General features: G+C 69.9%; 21 protein-coding genes and 1 riboswitch. Of the genes, 1 reads left to right on the top strand and 20 read right to left on the bottom strand.

What is annotated here, in order from left to right; translation table 11 throughout:
* Position 1 precedes the first annotated feature (1 nt).
* The 5 genes from map to ACT26F_RS14860 all read right to left on the bottom strand — a co-directional run bounded on the left by map (position 2) and on the right by ACT26F_RS14860 (position 5,215).
* Positions 2–772, bottom strand: coding sequence for a type I methionyl aminopeptidase (gene map, locus ACT26F_RS14880; RefSeq protein WP_471671325.1), 771 nt, complete (start codon positions 770–772; stop codon positions 2–4).
* A 17-nt stretch (positions 773–789) separates the two neighbouring features.
* The gene (locus tag ACT26F_RS14875; protein WP_471671324.1) at positions 790–2,658 is read right to left on the bottom strand and encodes a hypothetical protein; all 1,869 of its coding nucleotides are present in this window, start codon (positions 2,656–2,658) and stop codon (positions 790–792) included.
* 79 nt (positions 2,659–2,737) lie between these two features.
* Complete coding sequence (locus ACT26F_RS14870; protein ID WP_471671323.1) at positions 2,738–3,535, bottom strand: SDR family oxidoreductase; 798 nt, start codon at positions 3,533–3,535, stop codon at positions 2,738–2,740.
* Complete coding sequence (locus ACT26F_RS14865; protein ID WP_471671322.1) at positions 3,532–4,752, bottom strand: acyl-CoA dehydrogenase family protein; 1,221 nt, start codon at positions 4,750–4,752, stop codon at positions 3,532–3,534. The genes ACT26F_RS14870 and ACT26F_RS14865 overlap by 4 nt, the downstream gene beginning before the upstream one ends.
* A 1-nt stretch (position 4,753) precedes the next feature.
* Entirely contained in the window at positions 4,754–5,215 is a 462-nt protein-coding gene (locus tag ACT26F_RS14860; protein WP_471671321.1) for a MaoC family dehydratase, read from the bottom strand.
* Between the two features lie 109 nt (positions 5,216–5,324).
* Between ACT26F_RS14860 and ACT26F_RS14855 the strand changes: the two genes are divergently transcribed.
* Entirely contained in the window at positions 5,325–6,038 is a 714-nt protein-coding gene (locus tag ACT26F_RS14855) for a class E sortase (protein ID WP_471671320.1), read from the top strand.
* Positions 6,039–6,290: 252 nt separating this feature from the next.
* Here the strand turns inward: ACT26F_RS14855 and ACT26F_RS14850 are convergent, their stop codons facing one another.
* From ACT26F_RS14850 to ACT26F_RS14780, 15 genes are all read right to left on the bottom strand, one after another.
* A complete protein-coding gene (locus ACT26F_RS14850) occupies positions 6,291–6,794 on the bottom strand; it encodes a hypothetical protein (protein WP_471671319.1) in 504 nt (167 codons plus the stop codon).
* Entirely contained in the window at positions 6,791–7,354 is a 564-nt protein-coding gene (locus ACT26F_RS14845) for a hypothetical protein (protein ID WP_471671318.1), read from the bottom strand. The genes ACT26F_RS14850 and ACT26F_RS14845 overlap by 4 nt, the downstream gene beginning before the upstream one ends.
* Complete coding sequence (locus ACT26F_RS14840) at positions 7,321–8,598, bottom strand: MCE family protein (protein ID WP_471671317.1); 1,278 nt, start codon at positions 8,596–8,598, stop codon at positions 7,321–7,323. Before ACT26F_RS14840 ends, ACT26F_RS14845 begins: the two co-directional genes overlap by 34 nt.
* Positions 8,595–9,701, bottom strand: a complete 1,107-nt coding sequence (locus ACT26F_RS14835; RefSeq protein WP_471671316.1) for an MCE family protein — start codon at positions 9,699–9,701, stop codon at positions 8,595–8,597. The genes ACT26F_RS14840 and ACT26F_RS14835 overlap by 4 nt, the downstream gene beginning before the upstream one ends.
* Positions 9,701–10,903, bottom strand: a complete 1,203-nt coding sequence (locus ACT26F_RS14830; RefSeq protein ID WP_471671315.1) for an MCE family protein — start codon at positions 10,901–10,903, stop codon at positions 9,701–9,703. Before ACT26F_RS14830 ends, ACT26F_RS14835 begins: the two co-directional genes overlap by 1 nt.
* 2 nt (positions 10,904–10,905) lie before the next feature.
* Complete coding sequence (locus ACT26F_RS14825; RefSeq protein ID WP_471671314.1) at positions 10,906–11,889, bottom strand: MCE family protein; 984 nt, start codon at positions 11,887–11,889, stop codon at positions 10,906–10,908.
* Positions 11,886–12,971 (bottom strand): MCE family protein, encoded by a 1,086-nt coding sequence (locus ACT26F_RS14820; RefSeq protein ID WP_471671313.1) that lies wholly within the window; start codon positions 12,969–12,971, stop codon positions 11,886–11,888. Before ACT26F_RS14820 ends, ACT26F_RS14825 begins: the two co-directional genes overlap by 4 nt.
* Positions 12,968–14,278 carry an MCE family protein gene (locus ACT26F_RS14815; RefSeq protein WP_471671312.1) on the bottom strand — a complete coding sequence of 437 codons (1,311 nt, stop codon included), beginning with the start codon at positions 14,276–14,278 and terminating at the stop codon, positions 12,968–12,970. The genes ACT26F_RS14820 and ACT26F_RS14815 overlap by 4 nt, the downstream gene beginning before the upstream one ends.
* Positions 14,278–15,105, bottom strand: a complete 828-nt coding sequence (locus tag ACT26F_RS14810; RefSeq protein WP_471671311.1) for an MlaE family ABC transporter permease — start codon at positions 15,103–15,105, stop codon at positions 14,278–14,280. Before ACT26F_RS14810 ends, ACT26F_RS14815 begins: the two co-directional genes overlap by 1 nt.
* Position 15,106: 1 nt before the next feature.
* Positions 15,107–15,886, bottom strand: a complete 780-nt coding sequence (locus ACT26F_RS14805; RefSeq protein ID WP_471671310.1) for an MlaE family ABC transporter permease — start codon at positions 15,884–15,886, stop codon at positions 15,107–15,109.
* Positions 15,886–16,863 carry an ABC transporter ATP-binding protein gene (locus ACT26F_RS14800; RefSeq protein WP_471671309.1) on the bottom strand — a complete coding sequence of 326 codons (978 nt, stop codon included), beginning with the start codon at positions 16,861–16,863 and terminating at the stop codon, positions 15,886–15,888. The genes ACT26F_RS14805 and ACT26F_RS14800 overlap by 1 nt, the downstream gene beginning before the upstream one ends.
* Before the next feature lie 61 nt (positions 16,864–16,924).
* Positions 16,925–17,884 (bottom strand): DUF6801 domain-containing protein, encoded by a 960-nt coding sequence (locus ACT26F_RS14795; RefSeq protein WP_471671308.1) that lies wholly within the window; start codon positions 17,882–17,884, stop codon positions 16,925–16,927.
* Positions 17,885–18,052: 168 nt separating this feature from the next.
* Positions 18,053–18,727 carry an energy-coupling factor transporter transmembrane component T family protein gene (locus ACT26F_RS14790; protein WP_471671307.1) on the bottom strand — a complete coding sequence of 225 codons (675 nt, stop codon included), beginning with the start codon at positions 18,725–18,727 and terminating at the stop codon, positions 18,053–18,055.
* Complete coding sequence (locus ACT26F_RS14785; RefSeq protein WP_471671306.1) at positions 18,724–20,073, bottom strand: ABC transporter ATP-binding protein; 1,350 nt, start codon at positions 20,071–20,073, stop codon at positions 18,724–18,726. The genes ACT26F_RS14790 and ACT26F_RS14785 overlap by 4 nt, the downstream gene beginning before the upstream one ends.
* Positions 20,074–20,077: 4 nt before the next feature.
* On the bottom strand, positions 20,078–20,671 hold the full coding sequence (locus ACT26F_RS14780) for an ECF transporter S component (protein ID WP_471671305.1): 594 nt from the start codon (positions 20,669–20,671) through the stop codon (positions 20,078–20,080).
* Positions 20,661–20,770: riboswitch (TPP riboswitch) on the bottom strand. (Overlaps the previous gene by 11 nt.)
* Between the last annotated feature and the right edge of the window lie 48 nt (positions 20,771–20,818).

Genomic DNA, 20,818 nt, shown 5'->3' with positions numbered 1-20,818 from the left:
CCTAGGCCCGCGTGGTCATGACGATCGGGTCGCCCTCGGTGACCGCGATCGTGTGCTCGCTGTGCGCCCCGCGTGAGCCGTCGCCGCTGCGGATCGTCCAGCCGTCGTCGTCCATCCGGATCTCGTCGGTGCTGGCCAGCAGCCACGGCTCGATCGCGATCACGAGGCCCGGCTTGAGCGGGAAGCCCCGCCCGGCGCGACCGTCGTTGGCGATGTGCGGATCGCCGTGCATCGTGCGGCCGACCCCGTGGCCGCCGAACTGCGTGTTGACCGAGTAGCCGAACTCGCGCGCCGTCTCGCCGATCGTCGCGCTGATGTCGCCGACCTTGCTGCCCGGGCGGGCGACCTCGATCGCGCGGGCGAGGGCGACCTCGGTGGCCTCGATCAGCCGCACGTCCTCGTCCCGCGGCGTGCCGACGATCGTGCTGACCGCCGAGTCGCACACCCACCCGTCGACGCTCACGGCGAAGTCGAAGCTGACGAGGTCGCCGTCCTTGAGCGTGTACGGGTGCGGCAGTCCGTGCAGGACCGCGTCGTTGACGCTCGTGCACAGCACCTTGCCGAACGGTCCGCGCCCGAACGACGGCGCGTAGTCGACGTAGCAGGACTCGGCACCGCGCTCCTCGATCATCCGCGCTGCGTGGGCATCGAGCTCGATCAGGTCGACGCCGACGTCCGCCACCTCCAGCAGCGAGGTGAGGACGTCGGCGACGAACCGGCCCGCCGGCCGCATCTCGTCGAGTTGGGTGGGGTTCAGCAGCTCGATCGCCATGCGGCCAGCGTACGGACCTACTTCGCGGCGCGGACGAGGAAGGGGGCCGTGTACGAGCCCTCGACGACACCGGGCGCGTAGAAGGAGGACTTCTGACGCTTCGTGCCCCGGGCGCGCTTCGCCCGCCACGTGTTCTCGACCGTGAGGACCGCCTTGTCGCTGCGGGTCAGCGCGTCGAGCCGGGCGATCAGCTCCTCGAAGGTCGTCGCCTCCGCGTCGTCCTCGTCGAAGCCGGCGCAGAAGATCTCGCCGTCCTCCTCGAAGCACTCGGCGCGCACGGCGGTGCGCGGCGAGTACTCGACGGTGCCGAAGCCCTTCGCGAGGCGGCCGAGCCGGAACGACGAGGCCGTGCCGGTGACCGTGCCCTTGTTCCGCAGGTTGACGAGCTTCGTGTAGACCGGGCGGACCGTGTACCTGCCCTTCGCCTTGAGCGCGCGACCGGCGACCGAGGCCCACTTCGTCCCGGTCCACACCTGGGCACCGCTGAGGCGGTAGCGCACCGAGGTGTCGGAGACGAGCGTCAACGTCGCGGTGACGCCGGTGATCGTCGCGTCGGTCAGGTCGGTCCCGGCGATCGTGCTGACGTCGTTGCCGATGTCCGTGGCCATCGCGTCGTAGAGACCGCCGGTCTCGGAGTACGCCTGCGAGTTGGAGAGCTGGCCCGTCCGCCCGCCCGGGAGCCGGTACGCGACGGTCCAGTTCAGTCGGGCCTGCCCGGTTCCGGAGTTGTCCAGGAGGTCGACCGCGGCGGCCGTCGGCAGGTAGGCGGCGACGGCCGCGACCATGTCGGGGTGGACGACGGTGGAGCGGTACGTGTCCAGCAGCTTCCCGGACGCGTTGCGCACGGCGACCGAGACCGGCACGCCGGAGAACTGTCCGATCTCGCCACGGACGGCGCCCCAGCCGTCCTCGGTGATCGTCCCGACCTGCTGGCCGATCCGGGTCACCTGCTTGTACGAACCGACCCAGCCGGTCGCGTCGGGCACGATGAGGCCCGACGCGGCGTTGTGCATCGAGAGCTTCGTGTGACCGGAGAAGTCCATCGGGTGACCGAACGCCCACACGGTGGTGCCGCAGATCGCCGTGACGGTGCCGATCGAACCGGCGAAGGCGTCACCCGTCGCGTAGCCGACCGCAATGTTGCCGCCGGCGACCAGCGGCTGGTCGACCTCGGTCGCCGCGGGGGCGACGCCGAAGTCGCGGGCGCGCAGCGACTTCGCGACCGGGGAGTTCCCGCGGGTGCGGGCGAGCGTGCGGTTGGCGAACGCGTTGACCCGCGCCCCGCCGGAGACGACCTTGTGCGCCTTGATCAGCGTCGGCGACTGGTCGACGAGCGCGGACGCGCCCGAGGCGGCCGCCTCGAGGTTGTGCTTCGTGATCCGGACCTTGGCCGGGGTGGCGAGCCGGTCGGTGCCGACCTTCTTCATGTAGGACGCGGGCGTGACGCCGGCGATCGGCAGGTTGTCGGAGTTGAGGCTGTAGGCGACCGCGCCGATGAGCCGGCCGTCCTCGGTGTAGACCGGGGAGCCGGACATGCCGGCCCAGATGCCAGCCGCCTTCGGCGAGCCGGAGTCGATGCCGGGCCCGCTCAGCTCGAACAGCAGCATGTCGGTGCCCTTGCCGAGGCCGTTCTTCAGGCTCGCGATGTAGGTGCCCGTGAACGCGACGGGCTCCGTGCCCTTGACGACGGTGAGGCCGGTGACGTGGGTCGTCTCGTCGAACGTCTCCTCGACCTGCTCCTGCGTGATCATCGGCTGGCTGCCGTCGGCGCAGAAGGCGGCGTCGGGATCGGCCGCCTGCGCGGGCGATCCGAGGACGCCGAGGCTCGTGGCCACGAGCGCTCCTGCAGCGACGCCGACGACGCCGCGAATGGATGTGAGAGCCATGGGATTCCCCCCGGGAGGTGACGAGACGGGCTGAGCGTACCCGGTGAGACGAGACCTCAAGCGGTGATACCCCAGACCTTCACCGTTCCGACGCAAGCCCCTCACGGAACCGCTGCATCCCCGCGAGCCACCGGTCGGGGTCCGCGGCCTTCTGGGCGTACATCGTGCCGACGGCCTCGTGCGGGAGCGCGAGGAACCGGCCGTCGTCGATCGCGTCGAGCAGCACGGTCGCCACGACCTCGGGCGTCAGGACGTCTCCCGCGGTCGCCACGGAGTCATGCGCCAGCCGGGCCTGCGGATCGGCGTGGGCTCCGCCCGCCTCGATCATCGGCGTCGCGACGCCCATCGGGCACAGCGCGCACACCTGGACGCCGCGGTCGCCGTACGTCGCGGCGAGCCATTCGGCGAAGCCGACCGCGGCGCGCTTCGACACCGAGTAGGTCGGCGAGCCGAGCTGCGTCAGCAGGCCGGCCGCCGATGCGGTGACCGCGAAGACGCCCGGGCTCTCCGGGCTCCACCGGGGCACGAGGGCGCGCGCCGCGCGGACGTGCGCCATGACGTTGACGTCCCAGGACAGGGCCCAGTCGAACTCGTCCGCGTCGAGGCCGAAGCCGCGGAAGACGCCGGCATTGGCGACGTAGAGGTCGATGCCACCGAGCTCGTCGTCGGCCCGGGCGATCAGGTCGGCCAGACCGGGCTCGGAGGCGACGTCGCCGGCGAACCACGGCACCCCGAGTCGCTCGCCCGCCTCGGTGAGCCGCTGCTCGTCGAGGTCGGCGAGCAGGACCCGGTCGCCCCGGGCGACGAGCGCCTCGGCGACGGCCAGACCGATGCCACCGGCGGCGCCGGTGACGACCGCCCGACGTGCGGTGGTCATCGCGCCGCCTGGCGCTTGAGCTCGGCCTTCGCGAGCGAGTTCTTGTGGACCTCGTCCGGGCCGTCGGCGAACCGCAGCGTGCGGATCCCGGCGTACATCTCGGCGAGCGGGAAGTCCTGGCTCAGGCCGCCACCGCCGTGCACCTGGATGGCCTTGTCGAGAATCCACTGGACGGTGCGCGGCGTCGCGATCTTGATGGCCTGGATCTCGCTGTGCGCGCCCTTGTTGCCGACCGTGTCCATGAGCCACGCGGTCTTCAGGACGAGCAGCCGCAGCTGCTCGAGCCGCACCCGCGACTCGGCGATCCAGTCGCGGACGACACCCTGGTCGGCCAGCGGCCGGCCGAACGCGACCCGGCTCGACGCGCGCTGGCACATCAGCTCGATCGCCCGCTCCGCGATGCCGATCGAGCGCATGCAGTGGTGGATGCGGCCCGGCCCGAGTCGCGCCTGCGCGATCGCGAAGCCCTCGCCCTCACCGGCGATGAGGTTGCTCGCCGGGACGCGGACGTCCGTGAACCGCAGCTCGGCATGGCCGCCGTGGTCGCGGTCGTGGTAGCCGAACACGTGCATGCCACGCACGATCTCCAGGCCCGGGGTGTCCCGGGGCACGAGGATCTGCGACTGCTGGCGGTGGCGCGCGGCGGACGGATCCGTCTTGCCCATGACGATGAAGACCCGGCAGTTCGGGTTCATCGCTCCCGTGATCCACCACTTGCGGCCGTTGATCACGTAGTCGTCGCCGTCGCGGACGATCGAGGTCTCGATGTTCGTCGCGTCGCTCGATGCCACGTCGGGCTCGGTCATCGCGAACGCGGACCGGATCTCGCCGGCCAGCAGCGGCTCGAGCCACTGCTTCTTCTGCGCGTCGGTGCCGAACTGGCTGAGCACCTCCATGTTGCCGGTGTCCGGGGCCGCGCAGTTCGTGGCCGGCGGGGCCAGCTGGATGCTCCGGCCCTGGATCTCGGCGAGCGGCGCGTACTGCAGGTTGGTCAGGCCGGCGCCCTGCTCGCCGGGCAGGAAGAGGTTCCACAGGCCGCGCTGCTTCGCCTCGACCTTGAGGTCCTCGATGACCGCCGGGGGCGTCCAGGAGTCCTGCGCGTAGTTGGCCTCGATCTGCTCGTGGGCGAGCGGCTCGGCCGGATGGACGACCTCGTCCATGAAGGCCTGCATCCGGTCGATGAGTCCCCGGGTCGTGTCGTCGAATGCGAAGTCCACGTCAGGACGCCTCGGCCATGACGTAGACGACCTCGGCGATGCACGCCGGCTTCTCGACGCCCTCGATCTCGACGACGACCGTGTTGATGATCTGCGTGCCGATCGCGATGTCGACGGTCTCCTTGAGCGTGACGGTGGCGCGCAGACGCGAGTCGACGGGCACCGGGTGCGGGAAGCGCACCTTGTTGGCGCCATAGTTGACACCCATCACGACGCTCTTGATCGAGTAGACCTGGCCGACGAGGACGGGCAGCAGGCTCAGCGTGAGGTAGCCGTGGGCGATCGGCTTGCCGAACGGTCCCTTCGCCGCGAGCTCGGGATCGACGTGGATCCACTGGTGGTCACCGGTCGCGTCGGCGAACAGATTGATCTGCTCCTGCGTGACGGTGATCCAGTCGCTGGCACCGATCTCCTGGCCGACGTTGGCCTTGAAGTCGGCGAGGGTCTCGAACTCTCGAGTCATGTCTGCTCCTGTGACTAAGCGCTTGCTTAGCCAGCACCGTACCGCGTGAGGCGCATCACGGGCAATGCGCCGATTGTCCCGGGCGCAACCAGGTGTGACACTCGTTGACGTGACCGTCAATGCCGGACCGCCGCGCCGCGAGCGTCCCGAGCTGAAGCCGACCCCGCAGTTGCGCCCGGGCCGGCTCGTCGCGGCGTTCCTGACGCTCGTGATCGTGGCGGGGCTCGGCTGGGCCGGCTGGAACTACGTCGGCACGAACATCGTGGCCAAGCACCGGCAGGGTCAGATGGCGACCGCCCTGGCCGACGAGTGGCGCAACAACCGCGCCGGCGACGCCACGAAGGACGCGATCCGCCGGGGCGAGGTGTTCGCCGTGCTGCGCGTCCCGCGCTTCGGCAAGGACTTCGAGGTCCCGATCGTCGCCGGGATCGACGACTCGGCGCTCACCTCCGGCGTCGGCTGGTTCACCGACACGCAGCGCCCGGGCCAGAAGGGCAACTTCGCCGTCGCCGGGCACCGGATCACGAACGGCCAGCCGTTCATGGACTTCCCCGAGCTGCGCGCGGGCGACACGGTCGAGGTCGAGACGCGCACGCACGTCTACACGTACGAGCTGCAGAACTCCGGGACGGACACCATCGTCGACTTCACCGACATCTGGGTCGTCCAGCCCGTCCCCGAGAAGGCCGAGCACACGAAGGACCAGAAGACCTCGGCCACGCCGACCAAGGCACTGCTGACCCTGACGACGTGCTCCGAGCTCTTCCACACCGACCACCGGTCCGTCGTCTTCGGCACCCTGGTCGACGCGAAGCACGTCTGACGCGCAAGGGCCTCGACACCAACGTGCTGTCCGAGCCCCTGCGTCCCACCCCGAACTCCCGAGTGGTGGCATGGCTGCCTTCGCGCCCGGGCCCGCGCTGCCGGCCAGGCGATCGGGGACTTCGACGCCCTGATGGCGAGCATCGCCAGGGCACACCGATTCGGCGTCGCCAGCAGGGACACGACACCCTTCGAGGCGGCCGGCGTCGCGAGCGTCATCGACCCCTTCGCCTGGACCTGACGCGCGCCGCGGTCAGCTGGTGGTGAGGTCGGCGACGAGCCACTGCCCGTCGACCTTCTTCATCTTCACGACGACCGACAGGGCGGCCGGCGATCCGGTCTCGCCGGCGATCGTGCGGTGCTGGTCGACGAAGGCGAGCAGCCTGACCGACGAGGTGGAGCACTCCTGGCCGCACTCGAGCGCCGCGATCTCGCGCACGAGGGCCTTCACGTCGATCTTGCGCTGCTCCGCCGTCGAGGTCAGCTGCGGGATGAGCTCGGAGTACTGCTTCGCGAAGTCCTTGGTCATGAAGTCCGTCGCGTCGTCGAGGTCGTCCTCGATCGACGCGTACCGGTATCCCAGGATCTTCGGCAGCGCGTCCGACGCGGCGCCCGTGGCCGCGTCCTGCGCGTCGAGCTGGGCCCGCGCGGACGACTCCGCGCGCAGGACCCCGAGGTACGCGACGGTCGCGAACAGCACGGAGACGACGGCGACGGCGATCAGCAGCGATCGCCCCGTGGGCCGGCTGAGCTTCACTGGCCACCGTCCTCGTCCTGGCCGTCGCCGGTCGTCTCGGCCTGGATCGTGATGTTCGCGAAGTTGTCGACGAGCCACGTGTCGCCCTGGCGCACGAGCGAGACCTTCCAGCGCAGCCGCGGCTGGCCGTACTGGACGTTGTCGGGCTTGGTCGTGACGGTGATCGCGGCGAGGGCCTCGGCGCTGTCGCCGTCGACGCTGTCGATCGCGACCTGGTCGACCGTCCCCTTCGAGACGATGCCGGTGTCGGCGAACTTCGACAGCAGGTCCTGCGTCGAGGCCTCGAACTGCTCGGCGAGGTCGTCGGTGAGCATCGGGGTGACCTTCTCGACGTAGGGGTCGAGGTCCTTCACGTCGTACGTGTTGACGGCCGCGGCGAAGCGCTCCGTCGCCGCACGCACGTCCTGCCGGACGGCGGTGTCGGCCGCCGGCTGGACCTGGGGTCCCCGCACGAGCACCGTGACACCGATCGCCAGCGAGACGAAGGTGACGAGGACGAGTGCGACGACGAACAGGCGGCTGCGATTCAACGCGCGACCGCGGGTCCGAGCATCAGCCACTTCCACGACTCCTTCCCCAGATCGGGTGCCTGAGAGATCGTCGAGGGCTCGTCGTCCATCTCAAGGTGTTGCGTCGCCACATCGTACGTGCCCAGCACGACCGCGTCGCCCTCGCCGTCCGTCGTGGACGACGAGGATGAGGTCGACGAGCCACTCGATGCGCCGCCACGCGGCAGGGCCTTCGAGCACGAGAACGCCCGGTTCCACTTCTCGACCGTCCGGTCGTAGGGCGTCCGCTGCTTGGCGCTGGCCTGGTATCCCTGCAGGCACGGCGAGCTGGCCGGCTGCAGTGACAGGCTCATGCGCGCCGCGTACTGCCCCGTCCGCGAGTCCTTCGCGATGATCGAGAAGGCGCTCTCCACGCCGTACGGAGCGATCACGAGGACGCCGCGCACGCCGTCGAGGTTGGCGGTCACGACCGTGTTGAGCTTGATCGCGTCGTCGAGCAGCGAGGCGATGTCGTCGGAGTTCTCGGCGAGCACCGAGCGCATCGTCCTCGCGGTGGGCGCGCCGACGTCGATGACCTGGCGCAGGTCCGAGTCGGAGGCGCGCACCGACGTCGACAGCACCTTCAGATTGCGCGCGAACGTGCGGATGTCGTCCTGCGAGTCGACCTGGGTCTGCAGCACGGTGGACGAGTTGCGGATCAGGTCGGCGGTCAGCTCGTACTTCTCGTCGGCCGTCGTGATGAGCGAGTGCGACGAGTCGATGATCGTGCGCAGGTCGTCGGACGAGCCCTGGAAGGCGGCGCCCAGCTCGGTGACGACGGTGCTCAGGTCGTCGGGGTTGATCGAACCCAGGAACGAGCTGACGTCCGTGAGCAGCGCCCGCGTGTCGACGGGCACCTGCGTCCGCTCGCGGGCGATCACCGCACCGTCCTCGAGGTAGGGGCCGTCAGGGGTCTTCGGCTGGAAGTCCAGGAACTGCTCGCCGACGGCGGAGCGGTTGGCCACCACGACGTCGGTGTCAGCGGGGATCTGCGGAGCGCTCGACTCGACGTGGACCTCGACCTTGACGCCGTCTCCGTCGAGCCACATGTCCGTGACCCGTCCGACGCTCACGCCGCGGTAGGTGACGTCGGCGGTCGTGAAGATGCCGCCCGACTCGGCCATCTGCACCGTGACGTCGTACCCGCTGCCGAAGAGCCGGTCGACGCGGGCGTACTTGGCGCCGATGTAGGTTGTCGCGATCAGCGTGCCGATGAGGAAGATCACCAGCTGGACGCGCACTCGCCTCGTGATCATGGCGCCACCACCGACTGGGCCAGGACCGAGGAGACGTCATCGCCCTGCAGCGCCTTCTTCAGGGCGGCGCGCTCGGCGGTGGTCATCAGCCCGATCGTCGTCGAGAAGTCGGTGTTGAAGTCGACGGAGACGTTCGTGTAGTTGCCCATCTGGTACGCGTTGGCCTCCTGGAAGGAGTCCCCCAGGAGCGAGTCGGGGAACGGGAACGTCGGCAGCACCTCGAGCGAGGTGACCAGCGCATCGCCGGCCGACGCGAGGTTGTCGAGCACCGGGGTGAGCGCCGTGAGGTCGGCCAGCACGGCCTGCTTGCTCTTGACGATCACGTCCGTGCCGACGGTGCCGAGCTTGGACAGTGAGTCGAGCATCTTGACGAGGTTGGCCCGCTGCTGGTTGACGGTCGTCAACGCGCCCGGCAGGTCGTCGAGCGCTGCGTCGATCGCGGCCTTCTGGTCGTTCGTGTTCTGCGCGAGCCGATCGATCTGCTCGATCGCCGCGACGATGTCGTCCTTGCTGTCCTCGGCCGTGCCGACGAACTCGTCGAGCCGTCGCACGAGCGTGCGCATGTCGGCCTCGTTGCCCGAGAGCGCGGTGTTCAGCTCACGGCTGATCACCTGGGCCTTCGCGAGGGCGCCGCCGTTGAGCACGAGCGACAGCGAGGCGAGCACCTGCTCGATCTCGGGGGCGTTGCCGGCCCGCTCGAGCGGGATCAGGTCGCCGTCGCCGAGCCGGCCCTCCTGGCCGCCGCCCTCCTGCGGAGGCGCGAGGGAGACGAACTTCTCGCCCAGGATCGAGGTCTGCCGGATCGACGCGACGGCGGTGTCGGGCAGGTCGACGTCGCGGTTCAGCGCGACGGTGACCTTCGCCTTCCAGCCGTCGAGCGCGATGTCGGTGACGCGGCCGACGGAGACGTCGTTGACCTTGACCGCGCTCTGCGGGACGAGGTCCAGCACGTCGGCGAACTCGATCGTGACCGAGTAGGGATCGTCGCCGAGGTCGGCGCCGCCGGGCAGCGGGACGTCGCCGATGCTGGAGACACAGCCCGAGGCGAGCGTCACGGCCCCGAGCATCGCCACGAGGGCGAGCCTGGTTCGTCCGGTGCGCATCACGCCACCCCCATCAGGCTGGCCAGCGAATCGCCGCCGGACGTCGTGGGCGGAGCCGACCGGGCGGCCGACGACGACGAGGTCGAGGACTTCGCGGTGTCGGACAGGAACGCGACGATGTCGCCGACCGCGGAGCAGGCGTCCTCGTACTTGGGGTTCTGCTCCGTCGTGAGCGCGCAGTAGGCGCTGACGTACGCGCCGTCGGTCAGCGTGAAGAACCTGCCGTCCTTGCCCTTGAGGGTCGCCCGGGTGTCCAGCGTGCCCGTCGTGGGGTTGTAGGCGGTGCCGAGGTTCGCGAGCGCCGTCGGTCCCTTGCGCAGGATCGCGTCGAGGTTCTTGCGCTGCTTCGCGAGCGTCCTGGTGACGTCGGTGAGCCCGTCGACGTTCTTGCGCAGGGACGTGCGGTTCTCCGAGACGTACGTCTGGATCTGGCTGAGCGCCGAGGCGAGCTCGCGGACCGCCGCCTGCAGGTCGTCGCCCTCGTCGGCGAGCACGTCGGACACGCCGGCCAGGCTCGAGTTGAAGGAGCGGACGCTCGCATCGTTGGCCTCGAGCGCGGACACGAAGGTGTTGATCTTCTCCATCGAGGCGAAGAGCTCGTCCTTCGAGCCGTCGGCGGTCGTGCTCAGCTTCGCCAGCGCCGCGATGCTCGCGCGGATCTCGGCGCCCTTGCCGTCGAGGTTGTCGGCCGAGTTCTCCAGCAGGGTGTTGAGCGTGCCGTCCTTGTTGACGCCGTCCGGGCCGAGCGTCGTGGCGACCTTGTCGAGCGCGGCGAACGTCTCGTCGAGCTCGGTCGGGGTCGCCGTGCGCGACTGGTCGAGGTGCGCACCGTCGTCGAGCGTCGCACCGCCGGTGTAGGCGGGGGTCAGCTGCACGAAGCGGTCGCCGACGACGGAGGGCGAGACGACGACCGCACGGACGTCCTCGGGCACGTCGTACTTCGCGTCCCAGGACAACTGGACGCGGACGTTCGTGCCGCGCGGCGTGATCTTCTCGACCGTGCCGACGTTGACGCCCAGGATGCGGACCTTGGAGCCCTCGTAGAGCGAGACGGTCCGGTCGAAGTCGACGGTCAGCGTGTTCTCGTGGGAGCGGTTGATCGCGACCGTCGCGAGCACCGCGACGAGGGCGGCGGCCAGGATGGCGGCGCCGATCGCGAGCGCACGGCTGGGGACTCGGCTGGTCCGGGTGGTGTCGGTCATCGTCACTCCAATCCCAGGATCGCGAGCAGGTTGGACATGTAGCCGTCGAGCCACGGACCGCTTCCGGAGTTGTTGGACACCATCGCGTAGTAGTCGGGCAGCTGCTCGAGCGCGGCGGTGATGTTCGACTGGTTCTTCCGGAGCACTTCGACCACGCCGGCGAGGTGGTCCAGCGCCGGCTTGAGGTCGTCGTCGGTGTCGGTGATGAGGCCGTCGATCTCCTCGGACATCGCGGTGACGTTGACGAGTACGTCGTGGATCGCGTCACGGCGGTCCGACAGCGCCTGGAAGAGCACACCGCCGTCCTGGAACAGCTTGACGAACTCGGTGTTCCGGTCGGCCAGCACTCCGGACACGTCGTCGACGTTCTTGAGCAGCGTCTTGATCTCCTCGTCGCGCGACGAGATCGTGTTCGACAGCGCCGTGACGCTCGTGACGGCCTTGCGGAAGTCCTTGGGCGTCTTCTCGGCGATGTCGTTGATGGTGTCGAGCGAGTGCGCCAGCTGATCGGTGTCGATCTGCTGCGTCGTCTCGGTGAGGCCGCCGAAGGCCTGGACGATGTCGTACGGCGGGGTCGTGCGCGACGACGGGATGACCGCACCCTTGGCCAGCGTGCCGCTGCCCTCGGGCTCGAGGCTCACGTACATCGTGCCGAGCAGCGACTTGATGCGCACCGACGCGCCCGTCTGGCTGCCAAGCAGGTCGCGGTTCTTCTTGACCCGGAACGTGACGCGCACGGTGTCGCCGTGCAGCTCGAGGTCGTCGACCTCGCCCACCAGCACGCCCGCGAGCCGGACGTCGTCGCCCTTCTTGAGACCACCGACCTCGGTGAACTCCGCGGCGTACTTCGGGCCGCCGCCGATGACCGGCAGGCTGGCGGCCTGACTGGCCACGAGCAGCATGAGGGCGATGAGCGCGAGGCTCACGGCGCCGACGATGACCGGGTTGCGGTCGCGGAACGGCGTGAAGTTCTTCAGGCTCTTCATTTGCATCGACTCACCCCCGAGCCCGTGACGGTGACCCGCGAGGTCGTCTTGAACGGCTGGGCCTTCTCGTAGCCCTCGACCCCGCTGAGCGACGGCACCTTGCCGTTGACCCCGATGTCGCAGATGAAGAAGCTGAAGAAGGAGCCGTACTGACCCGTGCGCCCGATCTTGTCGATCTTGACCGGCAGGATCTGCAGCGTGGTGTCGAGCCGCTTGCGCGCCTGCTTCGTGCCGACCTTGGCCGTCCACCGGCGCAGTTCCTTGATGTCGGCGGTCAACGCTGGCCGGGTGTCCTGCAGGAGTCCGGCGGTCTCGCCGGTCAGGGTCGCGATGTCGTCGAGTGATCCGGTGAGCACGTCGCGGTCGTCCTTCAGTCCGGTGATGAGCTGCTGCAGCGTCGAGATGGCCGACGACAGCTCGTCGTCACGCTCATTGAACGACGTGAGGACCGTCGTGAGGTTGGTGATGACCGAGCCGATCAGCTCGTCGCGGTCGGCAAGGGTCTGCGTCAGGGAGGCCGTGTGCGACACGAGCGACTCGACGGTGCCGCTCTCGCCCTGGAACACCTGGATGAGTTCGTACGCCAGCTGGTTCGTGTCGTCGGGCGACAGCGCCTCGAAGAGCGGCTGGAACCCGCCGAACAGGTCGGTCAGGTCGAGGGCGGGCGCGGTGTGCTCGAGGCCGATGGTCTCGCCCGGCTCCAGCCGCGACGACGATCCGTCCGTGCCCTCGCTGAGCGCGACGTAGCGCTGGCCGATCATGTTGCGATAGCGCAGGTTCGCCATCGTCGCGTGGGTGAGCGTGATGTCGGAGTCGACCTGGAAGGTGACGAGGGCGGTCGTCGCCGAGTGCGCCTGCACGTCGGCGACGTTGCCCACACGCACGCCGGCGATCCGGACGTCATCGCCCTTCACGAGGCTCGTCACGTCACTGAAGACGGCCTTGTACTCCTGCGTGCGGTTGAGCGAGACGTTGCCGATCAGCACGGCGAGCAGGGCGGTCAGCAGGCCCGTGATGAGCAGGAACGTCAGCAGCTTCACGAGCGAGACGGTGGTCTGACGGTCCAGATGGGGCACGTTCATCCGAGGCTCACCTCCGCTCCGCGCAGGACGGGGGCGAACAGCGGCTGGGCGATGTCGGGGACGTCCTCGGGCTCCACGCCGAGTCCGGCGGCCACGATCGCGTCGATCTGCTGGGCCTCGGCATCGCTGCCGGCCCGGCTGACCGTCGCCGACGACGCCAGCGGCGCCTTCTTGCCGAGGTCACCGCTGATGCCGAGCTCGCGCAGCAGCGAGTCGCTCAGGCCCGGGGAGGGGCGCGCGCCGGTGTACGGGGTGTTCGGCAGCGTCGCGCACGACGGTGCGTTCGTGCCGCCGGAGCCCGACGGCAGCTCGGGACTGTCGCCGCCGTCGTAGTCGCGCGACGACCGGGCCGCGAACTCGATCGAGACGTGCGCCCGATGGTTGCGGAACGTGCTGTCGAGGGCCGGGACGAGCTCGTCGATGCCCTTGAGGACGCAGCCGATCGTCGGCGAGTAGTCCGAGATCAGCTCGAGCGTGGGCTGCGACTGCGCGGACAGCGTGATGAAGTCCTCGCCGGTGGCATCGACGAACTGCTCGGCGGTCGTGGCGAAGGCCGCGGTCTCGGTGAACAGCGCCTGCAGTTGCGCCCGCTTCGCGGTGAGGGTGTTGCCCGTGACGACCGCGTTGCGCAGCGTGGCGCCGAGCTCGGGCATCACGTCGGCGTACGTCTCGGCGGTGTCGCCGAGCAGCGTGACGTCCTTGACGATGTCGTCGGCGAGCGGCGTGACCTTCTGCAGGTACGCCGACAGCGTCGTGAGGCTGTCGCCGACGGTCTCGCCCTCGCCGGACAACGCGTCGGACAGCGCCGTCAGGGTGTAGGACAGGTCGGCGGGGTTGAGCGCCTTGAGCAGCGGATCGAGGTCGACGAGCAGGTTCTCGACGTCGGTCGGCAGGGCGGCCTGGACGATCTCGTCGCCGGCCTCGAGCGGCGTGCCGGCCGACTGCGAGATCGGCTGAAGGTCGATGAACTTCTCGCCGAACAGCGTCTTGGGGACGATGAACGCCTGGGCGTCGGACGGGATCAGTGGCGCCTGGTCGGGATCGATCCTGAGGTGGATCACGGCCTCGCCCTGCTGGGAGGTGATGTCCTCGACGCGGCCGACGATCACGCCGCGCAGCTTGACGTCGGCGTTGCGGTTCAACTGCAGGCCAACGCCGTTGCTGCGGATCGTGACGGGGACGTCGCCGGAGAAGGCCTTGGTGAACGTGGCGTACGTGAAGAACACCGTGCCGACGATCATCGCGAGCATCACGACGCCGAGGGCCCGGACGGTCCCGGGGCGGTCCAGTGCGGCGGTACGGGGCATCAGCCGGCCAGCCTCACCGTCGTCGTGGTCCCCCAGATCGCCATCGACATCATGAGGTCGGCGACGTTGATGACGACGATCGAGGTGCGCACGGCACGGCCGACCGCGATGCCCACGCCGACGGGTCCGCCGCTGGCGTAGTACCCGTAGTAGCAGTGGATCAGGATCACCAGGACCGCGAACACCAGGACCTTGAAGAAGGACCACAGGACGTCGTTGGGTGGCAGGAACAGGCTGAAGTAGTGCTCGTACGTGCCCGCGCTCTGTCCGTAGACCCACGTGATCGCGAAGCGCGTCGCGAAGTACGAGGCGAGCAGGCCGATCATGTAGAGCGGGATGATCGCGATCATGCCCGCGATGACGCGCGTCGTGACGAGGTACGGCAGCGACGGGATCGCCATCACCTCGAGCGCGTCGACCTCCTCGGAGATCCGCATCGCGCCGAGCTGGGCGGTGAACCCGCAGCCGACGGTCGCCGCCATCGCGATGCCGGCCACGAGCGGCGCGATCTCACGGGTGTTGAAGTAGGCCGAGAAGAAGCCCGCGAACGCGCTCGTGCCGAGCTGCTCGAGCGCGCTGTTGGCCTGCATGCCCACTTCGAGGCCCGTGAAGAACGACATCGCGGTGATGACCCCGACGGTGCCGCCGATCATGGCCAGGGCCCCGCGGCCGAACGTCACCTCCGACAGCAGGCGCAGGATCTCGCGCGGGTAGTGGGTGATGACACGCGGGATCCACGCGATCGTGCGGATGTAGAAGGCCAGCTGCAGGCCCAGGCTGTCGAGTGCACCGAGCGGGCGCTCCACGGCGCTCTTGAGATCCGTCACGTCACAACGCCTTCGCCGGAACCAACTGGAAGTACAGCGCGCTCATCACGAAGTTCGCCATGAACAGCAGCAGGAACGTGATGACGACCGACTCCATGACGGCCTGACCGACACCCTGGGGGCCACCGTCGGCGTTCATCCCCTTGTAGGTGGCCACGACCGCGGCGATCACGCCGAACACGAGGGCCTTGGCCATCCCCTGCCAGAGGTCGGGGGTCTGGGCCAGGGCGGTGAACGACGCGAGGTACGCGCCCGGCGTGCCGCCCTGCAGGACGACGTTGAAGAAGTAGCCGCCGAGCACGCCTACGACGCTGACGAGACCGTTGAGGGCGACCGCGACGAGCATGCAGGCCAGGACGCGCGGGACCACGAGCCGATGGATCGGGTCGATGCCGAGCACCATCATGGCGTCGAGCTCCTCGCGGATCTTGCGGGCACCGAGATCGGCCGCGATCGCCGAGCCGCCGGCGCCGGCGACCAGCAGCGCCGTGGCGATCGGCGCCGCCTCGCGCAGCACCGCGAGCACCGACGCGGATCCGACGAACGACTGGGCTCCGAACTGCTGGATCAGGCTGCCGGTCTGCAGCGCGACGACGGCACCGAACGGGATCGCGACGAGCGCGATCGGGATGATCGTCACCGAGGCGATGAACCACGCCTGCTGGATGAACTCGCGGAGCTGGAACGGGCGACGGAACATCGCGAAGAACACGTCGAGCGCGAAGGCGAACAGCTTGCCGGCGGTCGCGACCGGAGCCAGGACGGCGCTGACGGCGCTCATCAGAGGGCCCCGCCCGACACGGGGGCCGGCGTGTGGAAGCCCGAGCCGTCGCCGAGGAAGGAACCCGGCGGCGGGACGATGCCGTTGGCCGCGCACCACTCACCCGGGGCGGCCTGGGTCGAGCGCGACCGGCCGTCGGAGGGCAGCAGCTGCAGGGCGATCGGCGGCAGCGGCGGCAGCGTGCTGTGGTCCTCGGCGGCGAGCTCGTCGGCGTCCTTCTCCTCGCTCATCCCGATCGGGCCGACCGTCTGGGCGTTGAGGAACTGGCGGACCGCGGGCTCCTCGCTGGACAGCAGCATCTCGCGCGGGCCGAACATCGACAGGTGCCGGTGGTAGAGCAGTCCGATGTTGTCCGGCACGGTGCGCGCCGTGCCGATGTCGTGCGTGACGATGAGGAAGGTCGCCTCGGTCTGCTGGTTGAGGTCGACGATGAGCTGGTTAATGAAGGCCGTGCGGACCGGGTCGAGACCGGAGTCCGGCTCGTCGAACAGGATGATCTCCGGTTCGAGCACGAGCGCGCGGGCGAGACCGGCTCGCTTGCGCATGCCGCCGGAGATCTCACCGGGCAGCTTCTCCTCGGCGCCCACGAGACCGACCATGGACATCTTCTCCATGACGATCTCGCGGATCTGCGTCTCTGTCTTGCGCGTGTGCTCGCGCAGCGGGAACGCGACGTTGTCGAACAGCGACATCGAGCCGAACATCGCGCCGTCCTGGAACAGCACGCCGAACAGCTTGCGGATCTCGTAGAGGTCGCGCTCGCTGCACGTCGCGATGTCGGTGTCCTCGATGATGATGTGGCCCTCGTCGGGCTTGATCAGACCGATGAGCGCCTTGAGGAAGACGGACTTGCCGGTGCCGGAGGGCCCGAGCATGACGCTGATCTGCCCCGAGGGCAGTGTCAGCGAGACGTCCTTCCAGATCGTCTGCCTGCCGAAAGCCTTCGTCAGTCCCTCGACGCGTACTTCGACTCCCATCAGATCTCCTTCACAGGGGGTCCGGCCCGGCGCAGCACCGGGTCGTCGCGGTCACGTGCGGTCAGGCGGCGGTTTTGCGCCGGGTCCGCACGGCGAGCGCGATCCGGGCCACGACGGCCACGCCGAAGGCGCCGAGCAGCACCGGTCCGAGCGGCGATCCCGTGGCCGGCAGCTCGGTGGTCTCGGCGGCGGCGGTCGTGTCGTCCCCGTCGGTCGAGGTGTCGCTGACCCCGTAGTCGTAGTCGTTGTCGACGGTGCTCGTCGCGACCGGCGTGACGGGATCGATCACCTCCGGATCGGTGCCGTCGCCCGTCGAGGGATCGTCGTCATCGTCGTCGTCCGAACCGCCCTGGGCCGGCAGCGGGCACTGCGCCTGCGAGCAGCCGGCGCCGATCGCGATCGTGCCGATCACGCGGGCGGCAGCCGTGTCCTCGTCGCGCGTGCAGTTGAGGTCGGCATCGGAGATCGTGCCGAGCACGGGCGGGTTCATCTGCGAGTGCAGGACGAACGTCTTGGGCATCTGGACGTAGATGAGCCCGTCGCCGTTGGCCGTCTCGGGGACCGGGACGGAGCCGACCGTGCCGTTGGCCTCGATCGCGACCTCGGTGTCCTTGTGGAGGTCGACCCAGTTGTCGACCTTGAGGTTCTCGACCGCCTCGCCCTGCTCCTTGACCAGGTCGCCGTTCGTGTCGACGGCCTGCAGGAGCACGTCGGACGTGGCCGAGCCCTTGACCTGCTCCACGAGCATCGGGTCGATCAGCCGGTTGACGAGCTTGGGCGGCAGGAACAGCGTGAGCGTCGCGGCCGTCGAGGGCACCGTGTCACCGGCGGACAGCTGCTCCGGGAGCGTCGTCCTCGCCGTGACGTAGAACTGCTGCGGGCCCTGCAGCGACTGGTTGATGACGGCGTTGGTGGCCTTGCACGTGTAGCCGACGCGCGTGATGCTGGCGTCCGCCGCACTCGCCGCAGGCGCCAGCCCGACGTGTGCCGCCCCGGCGGCCACCACCCCGGCAGCGACCACCAGACGAACTCCCCGACGTACTGCGACAGCGCTCGTGCGCATTCAGCTCTCCCCTCGAAGCAGGCTTGCGACTCATCCGGGTGCCCCAACACCCATGTGGACAATGTCGACGACTGTAACCTGTAGTTGCATTGTGATGCAAGCCACTGTAACCCCAGTTTCAGGCTCCTACCAGCCGATGGAGCGCAGCACGATCGGGAGCAGACCCATCGCGACGGCGGCGACGAGCGCGGCCAGATCGAGCCTGCTCCACGTCGCGGCCTCGGCCCACGTGCGGTGCCGGGCGGTGGCGAATCCGCGGGCGTCCATCGCGATCGAGGTGCGAGTCGCGTCCCGGATCGTATGGACGAGCAGGGCGAAGGCCATCGACCACGGGCGGCGGGGCAGGGCGCGCGCCCGTCGGGTCCGTTCGAGGTCGAGCCAGGTCCGCCACGCACCGCCGACCCGCTGCAGGGCCGCGGAGAGCGCCGCCGCGAACCGGGCGGGAACCCGCAGGGTCTGGCCGAGGTAGTCGCCCAGGCGCGCCACGTCGACGTAGCCGACGGCGACGGCTCCCGGCCACGCGAGGACGAACGTGCGCAGGCCCGCGACCACCGCGACCTCCGCGTCGTGGCCGCCGAGCAGCCACGTCGACCACGTGACGCTCGCGACGGGCAGCGCGACGAGCGCGAGGCACGCGAGCGGATAGCGCCACGAGGGCACCGTCAGCACGACGGCGACCACGTACACGGCGATCGACGCCAAGGCGATCGGCAGCGAGCGGATGGCCGGCGAGCCGAGCGCCGCCGCGATCCCGACGGTGAGCAGGACCAGAGGGTTGAGCCGTCGCACGACTCCCGTCACGACCGGACCTCCCCCCGGTCCAGGACGACGTCGCGGTCACGCGGCAGGTCAGGGTCGTGCGTCGCCAGCGCGACGGTGGCCCCGGCCCGGGCGGCCGAGTCGATCCAGCCGGCCACCACCGCCCACGTGTCCCGGTCCTGGCCGACCGACGGCTCGTCCGCGAGCAGCAGACCGGGCCGATGGGCCACGGCCGCCGCGAGCGCGAGTCGGCGCTGCTCACCACCGGACAGTCGATAGGGGTGGTCGTCGCCGCGGCCGGCCAGGCCGACCGCCGCGAGCAGCGCCTCGACGTCCACGTCCCGTCCGAGCGCATGCGGGGTGGCCTCGAGCTCGCGCCGCGCCGAGGTCGCGACGAAGCCGAGCTCGGGATCCTGAGGGCACCAGCCGATCTCGGAGGGCCCGACGACCTGCCCGCGGACCGGGACGACCAGACCCGACAGGGCGAGCAGGGCCGTGGACTTGCCCGACCCGCTCGGGCCGACGAAGGCCGTGGTCGACCCGGGCTCCAGGTCGACGTCCAGCCCGGACAGCGCCCGCGTGCGCTCGGTCCCCCGCAGCGTCCGCGTGACCTGGTCCACCGCGACGTCGCGAGCCGAGACCCGGGCGGCCTCGGTCGGTCGAACGAGCTCCTCCGGCACCGCGACGGGAGCGGGCGCCGGCCGACCGGGCATCCACAGGGCGTCGGGCACCGCGGCATCGGAGAAGTCCGCCACCGAGCCGTCGAAGACGAGACGGCCACGGTCGAGCACGATCACCCGGTCGACGTGCTCGAGCCAGCCCTTGAAGCGGTGCTCGACCACCACGAGGGTGCGCCCGCCGGCGACCCGGAGCACCGCGTCGCGCACCGTGGACGCCAGCGCCGCGTCGAGCATCGAGGTCGGCTCGTCGAGCAGCAGCACGTCGGGGTCGGTCGCCAACGCGCCCGCGAGCGCCAGGCGGTGCCGCTCGCCGCCGGAGAGCGCGCTCGTGAATCGCTCACGACCGTGCCGCAGGTCGACCGCCTCGAGTGCCGCGTCGACGCGGCGCCAGATCTCGTCGCGGGGCAGACCGAGGTTCTCCGGCCCGAACGCGACGTCGCGACCGACCCGGTCGGCGACGATCGAGGCCGACGGGCTCTGCGTGACCATGCCGATGCGACCCGTGACCTCGACGTGGCCCGAGGCTTCGCCCACGAGCGTGGCGCCGAGGGCACCGGCGATCGCGTGCAGGGTCGTCGACTTGCCACTCCCGCTCGGACCGACCAGCAGGACCCGCTCGCCCGCGTCGATCCGCAGGTCGAGCCGATCGAGCGCGGGACGTCGCGCGTGCAGCGGCGTCCAGGAGTAGTCCCGGAACGCGATCGTCACGCGGTCAGGGACGCCCGGCGGGGAAGGAGTCGAGCGCTCCGGCCCGGGCGAGCGAGCGCACGAGCAACCAGCCACCGATGCCCGCGATCACGACGCCGGAGGTGGTGAGGAACACCAGGTGCACGAGCTTCCAGGTCAGGTCCCAGTCGGCGAAGTAGTACTTCCACTCGTAGAACGCCTCGAGCACGCCCGACAGCGCTCCGCCGAGGATGGCGGTCAGCAGGTCGAAGCGGCGGTACAGGAACAGCGCGAACACCAACTCGGCGCCGAGGCCCTGGACCGCGCCGGAGATCAGCACGCTGCTGCCCCACGACGTGCCGCCGAGGACGAGCATCGACACGAGCGCGGCGATGAACTCGGTGGCGAACGCTGCGCCCGGCCGGCGGACGATCAGCCCGCCGACGACGCCCGCGATGAGCCACATGCCGCCGAGCAGGGCGGCAGCGGGCTTGAAGCCGACGGTCGCGCCGAGGTCGACGACGTCGTAGAACTTCCCCCAGCCCCAGAAGACGACGCCGAAGGCGACGCCGAGCATCGCGATCGTGACGAGGTCGATCGTGCGGTAGCGGGTGGTGATGGACGGAACGGCAGATGTCATCGTGACTCCCTTCGCCGGTGCTAACCGGAGCAGGTTCGAGGGTCTGCGGCTTCTCCGCACTCTCAGCGCCCTCTGCATGGCGCTCCCCTGTCGTGTGACTCCACCCTACCCACCGCCGACGCGGGACGTGCGTGGGGACGGACCTCG

The organism is Aeromicrobium sp. SP1, assembly GCF_055663785.1.
The sequence above is the reverse complement of the archived record's forward strand: the minus strand, read 5'-3'. Positions and strand labels throughout refer to the sequence as shown.

Bases quoted from the DNA above. Each gene is read 5' to 3' on its own strand.
- map (WP_471671325.1), bottom strand. From the start codon at position 772: ATGGCGATCGAGCTGCTGAACCCCACCCAACTCGACGAGATGCGGCCG.
- ACT26F_RS14875 (WP_471671324.1), bottom strand. From the start codon at position 2,658: ATGGCTCTCACATCCATTCGCGGCGTCGTCGGCGTCGCTGCAGGAGCG.
- ACT26F_RS14870 (WP_471671323.1), bottom strand. From the start codon at position 3,535: ATGACCACCGCACGTCGGGCGGTCGTCACCGGCGCCGCCGGTGGCATC.
- ACT26F_RS14860 (WP_471671321.1), bottom strand. From the start codon at position 5,215: ATGACTCGAGAGTTCGAGACCCTCGCCGACTTCAAGGCCAACGTCGGC.
- ACT26F_RS14840 (WP_471671317.1), bottom strand. From the start codon at position 8,598: ATGATCACGAGGCGAGTGCGCGTCCAGCTGGTGATCTTCCTCATCGGC.
- ACT26F_RS14835 (WP_471671316.1), bottom strand. From the start codon at position 9,701: ATGCGCACCGGACGAACCAGGCTCGCCCTCGTGGCGATGCTCGGGGCC.
- ACT26F_RS14830 (WP_471671315.1), bottom strand. From the start codon at position 10,903: ATGACCGACACCACCCGGACCAGCCGAGTCCCCAGCCGTGCGCTCGCG.
- ACT26F_RS14825 (WP_471671314.1), bottom strand. From the start codon at position 11,889: ATGAAGAGCCTGAAGAACTTCACGCCGTTCCGCGACCGCAACCCGGTC.
- ACT26F_RS14820 (WP_471671313.1), bottom strand. From the start codon at position 12,971: ATGAACGTGCCCCATCTGGACCGTCAGACCACCGTCTCGCTCGTGAAG.
- ACT26F_RS14815 (WP_471671312.1), bottom strand. From the start codon at position 14,278: ATGCCCCGTACCGCCGCACTGGACCGCCCCGGGACCGTCCGGGCCCTC.
- ACT26F_RS14805 (WP_471671310.1), bottom strand. From the start codon at position 15,886: ATGAGCGCCGTCAGCGCCGTCCTGGCTCCGGTCGCGACCGCCGGCAAG.
- ACT26F_RS14800 (WP_471671309.1), bottom strand. From the start codon at position 16,863: ATGGGAGTCGAAGTACGCGTCGAGGGACTGACGAAGGCTTTCGGCAGG.
- ACT26F_RS14780 (WP_471671305.1), bottom strand. From the start codon at position 20,671: ATGACATCTGCCGTTCCGTCCATCACCACCCGCTACCGCACGATCGAC.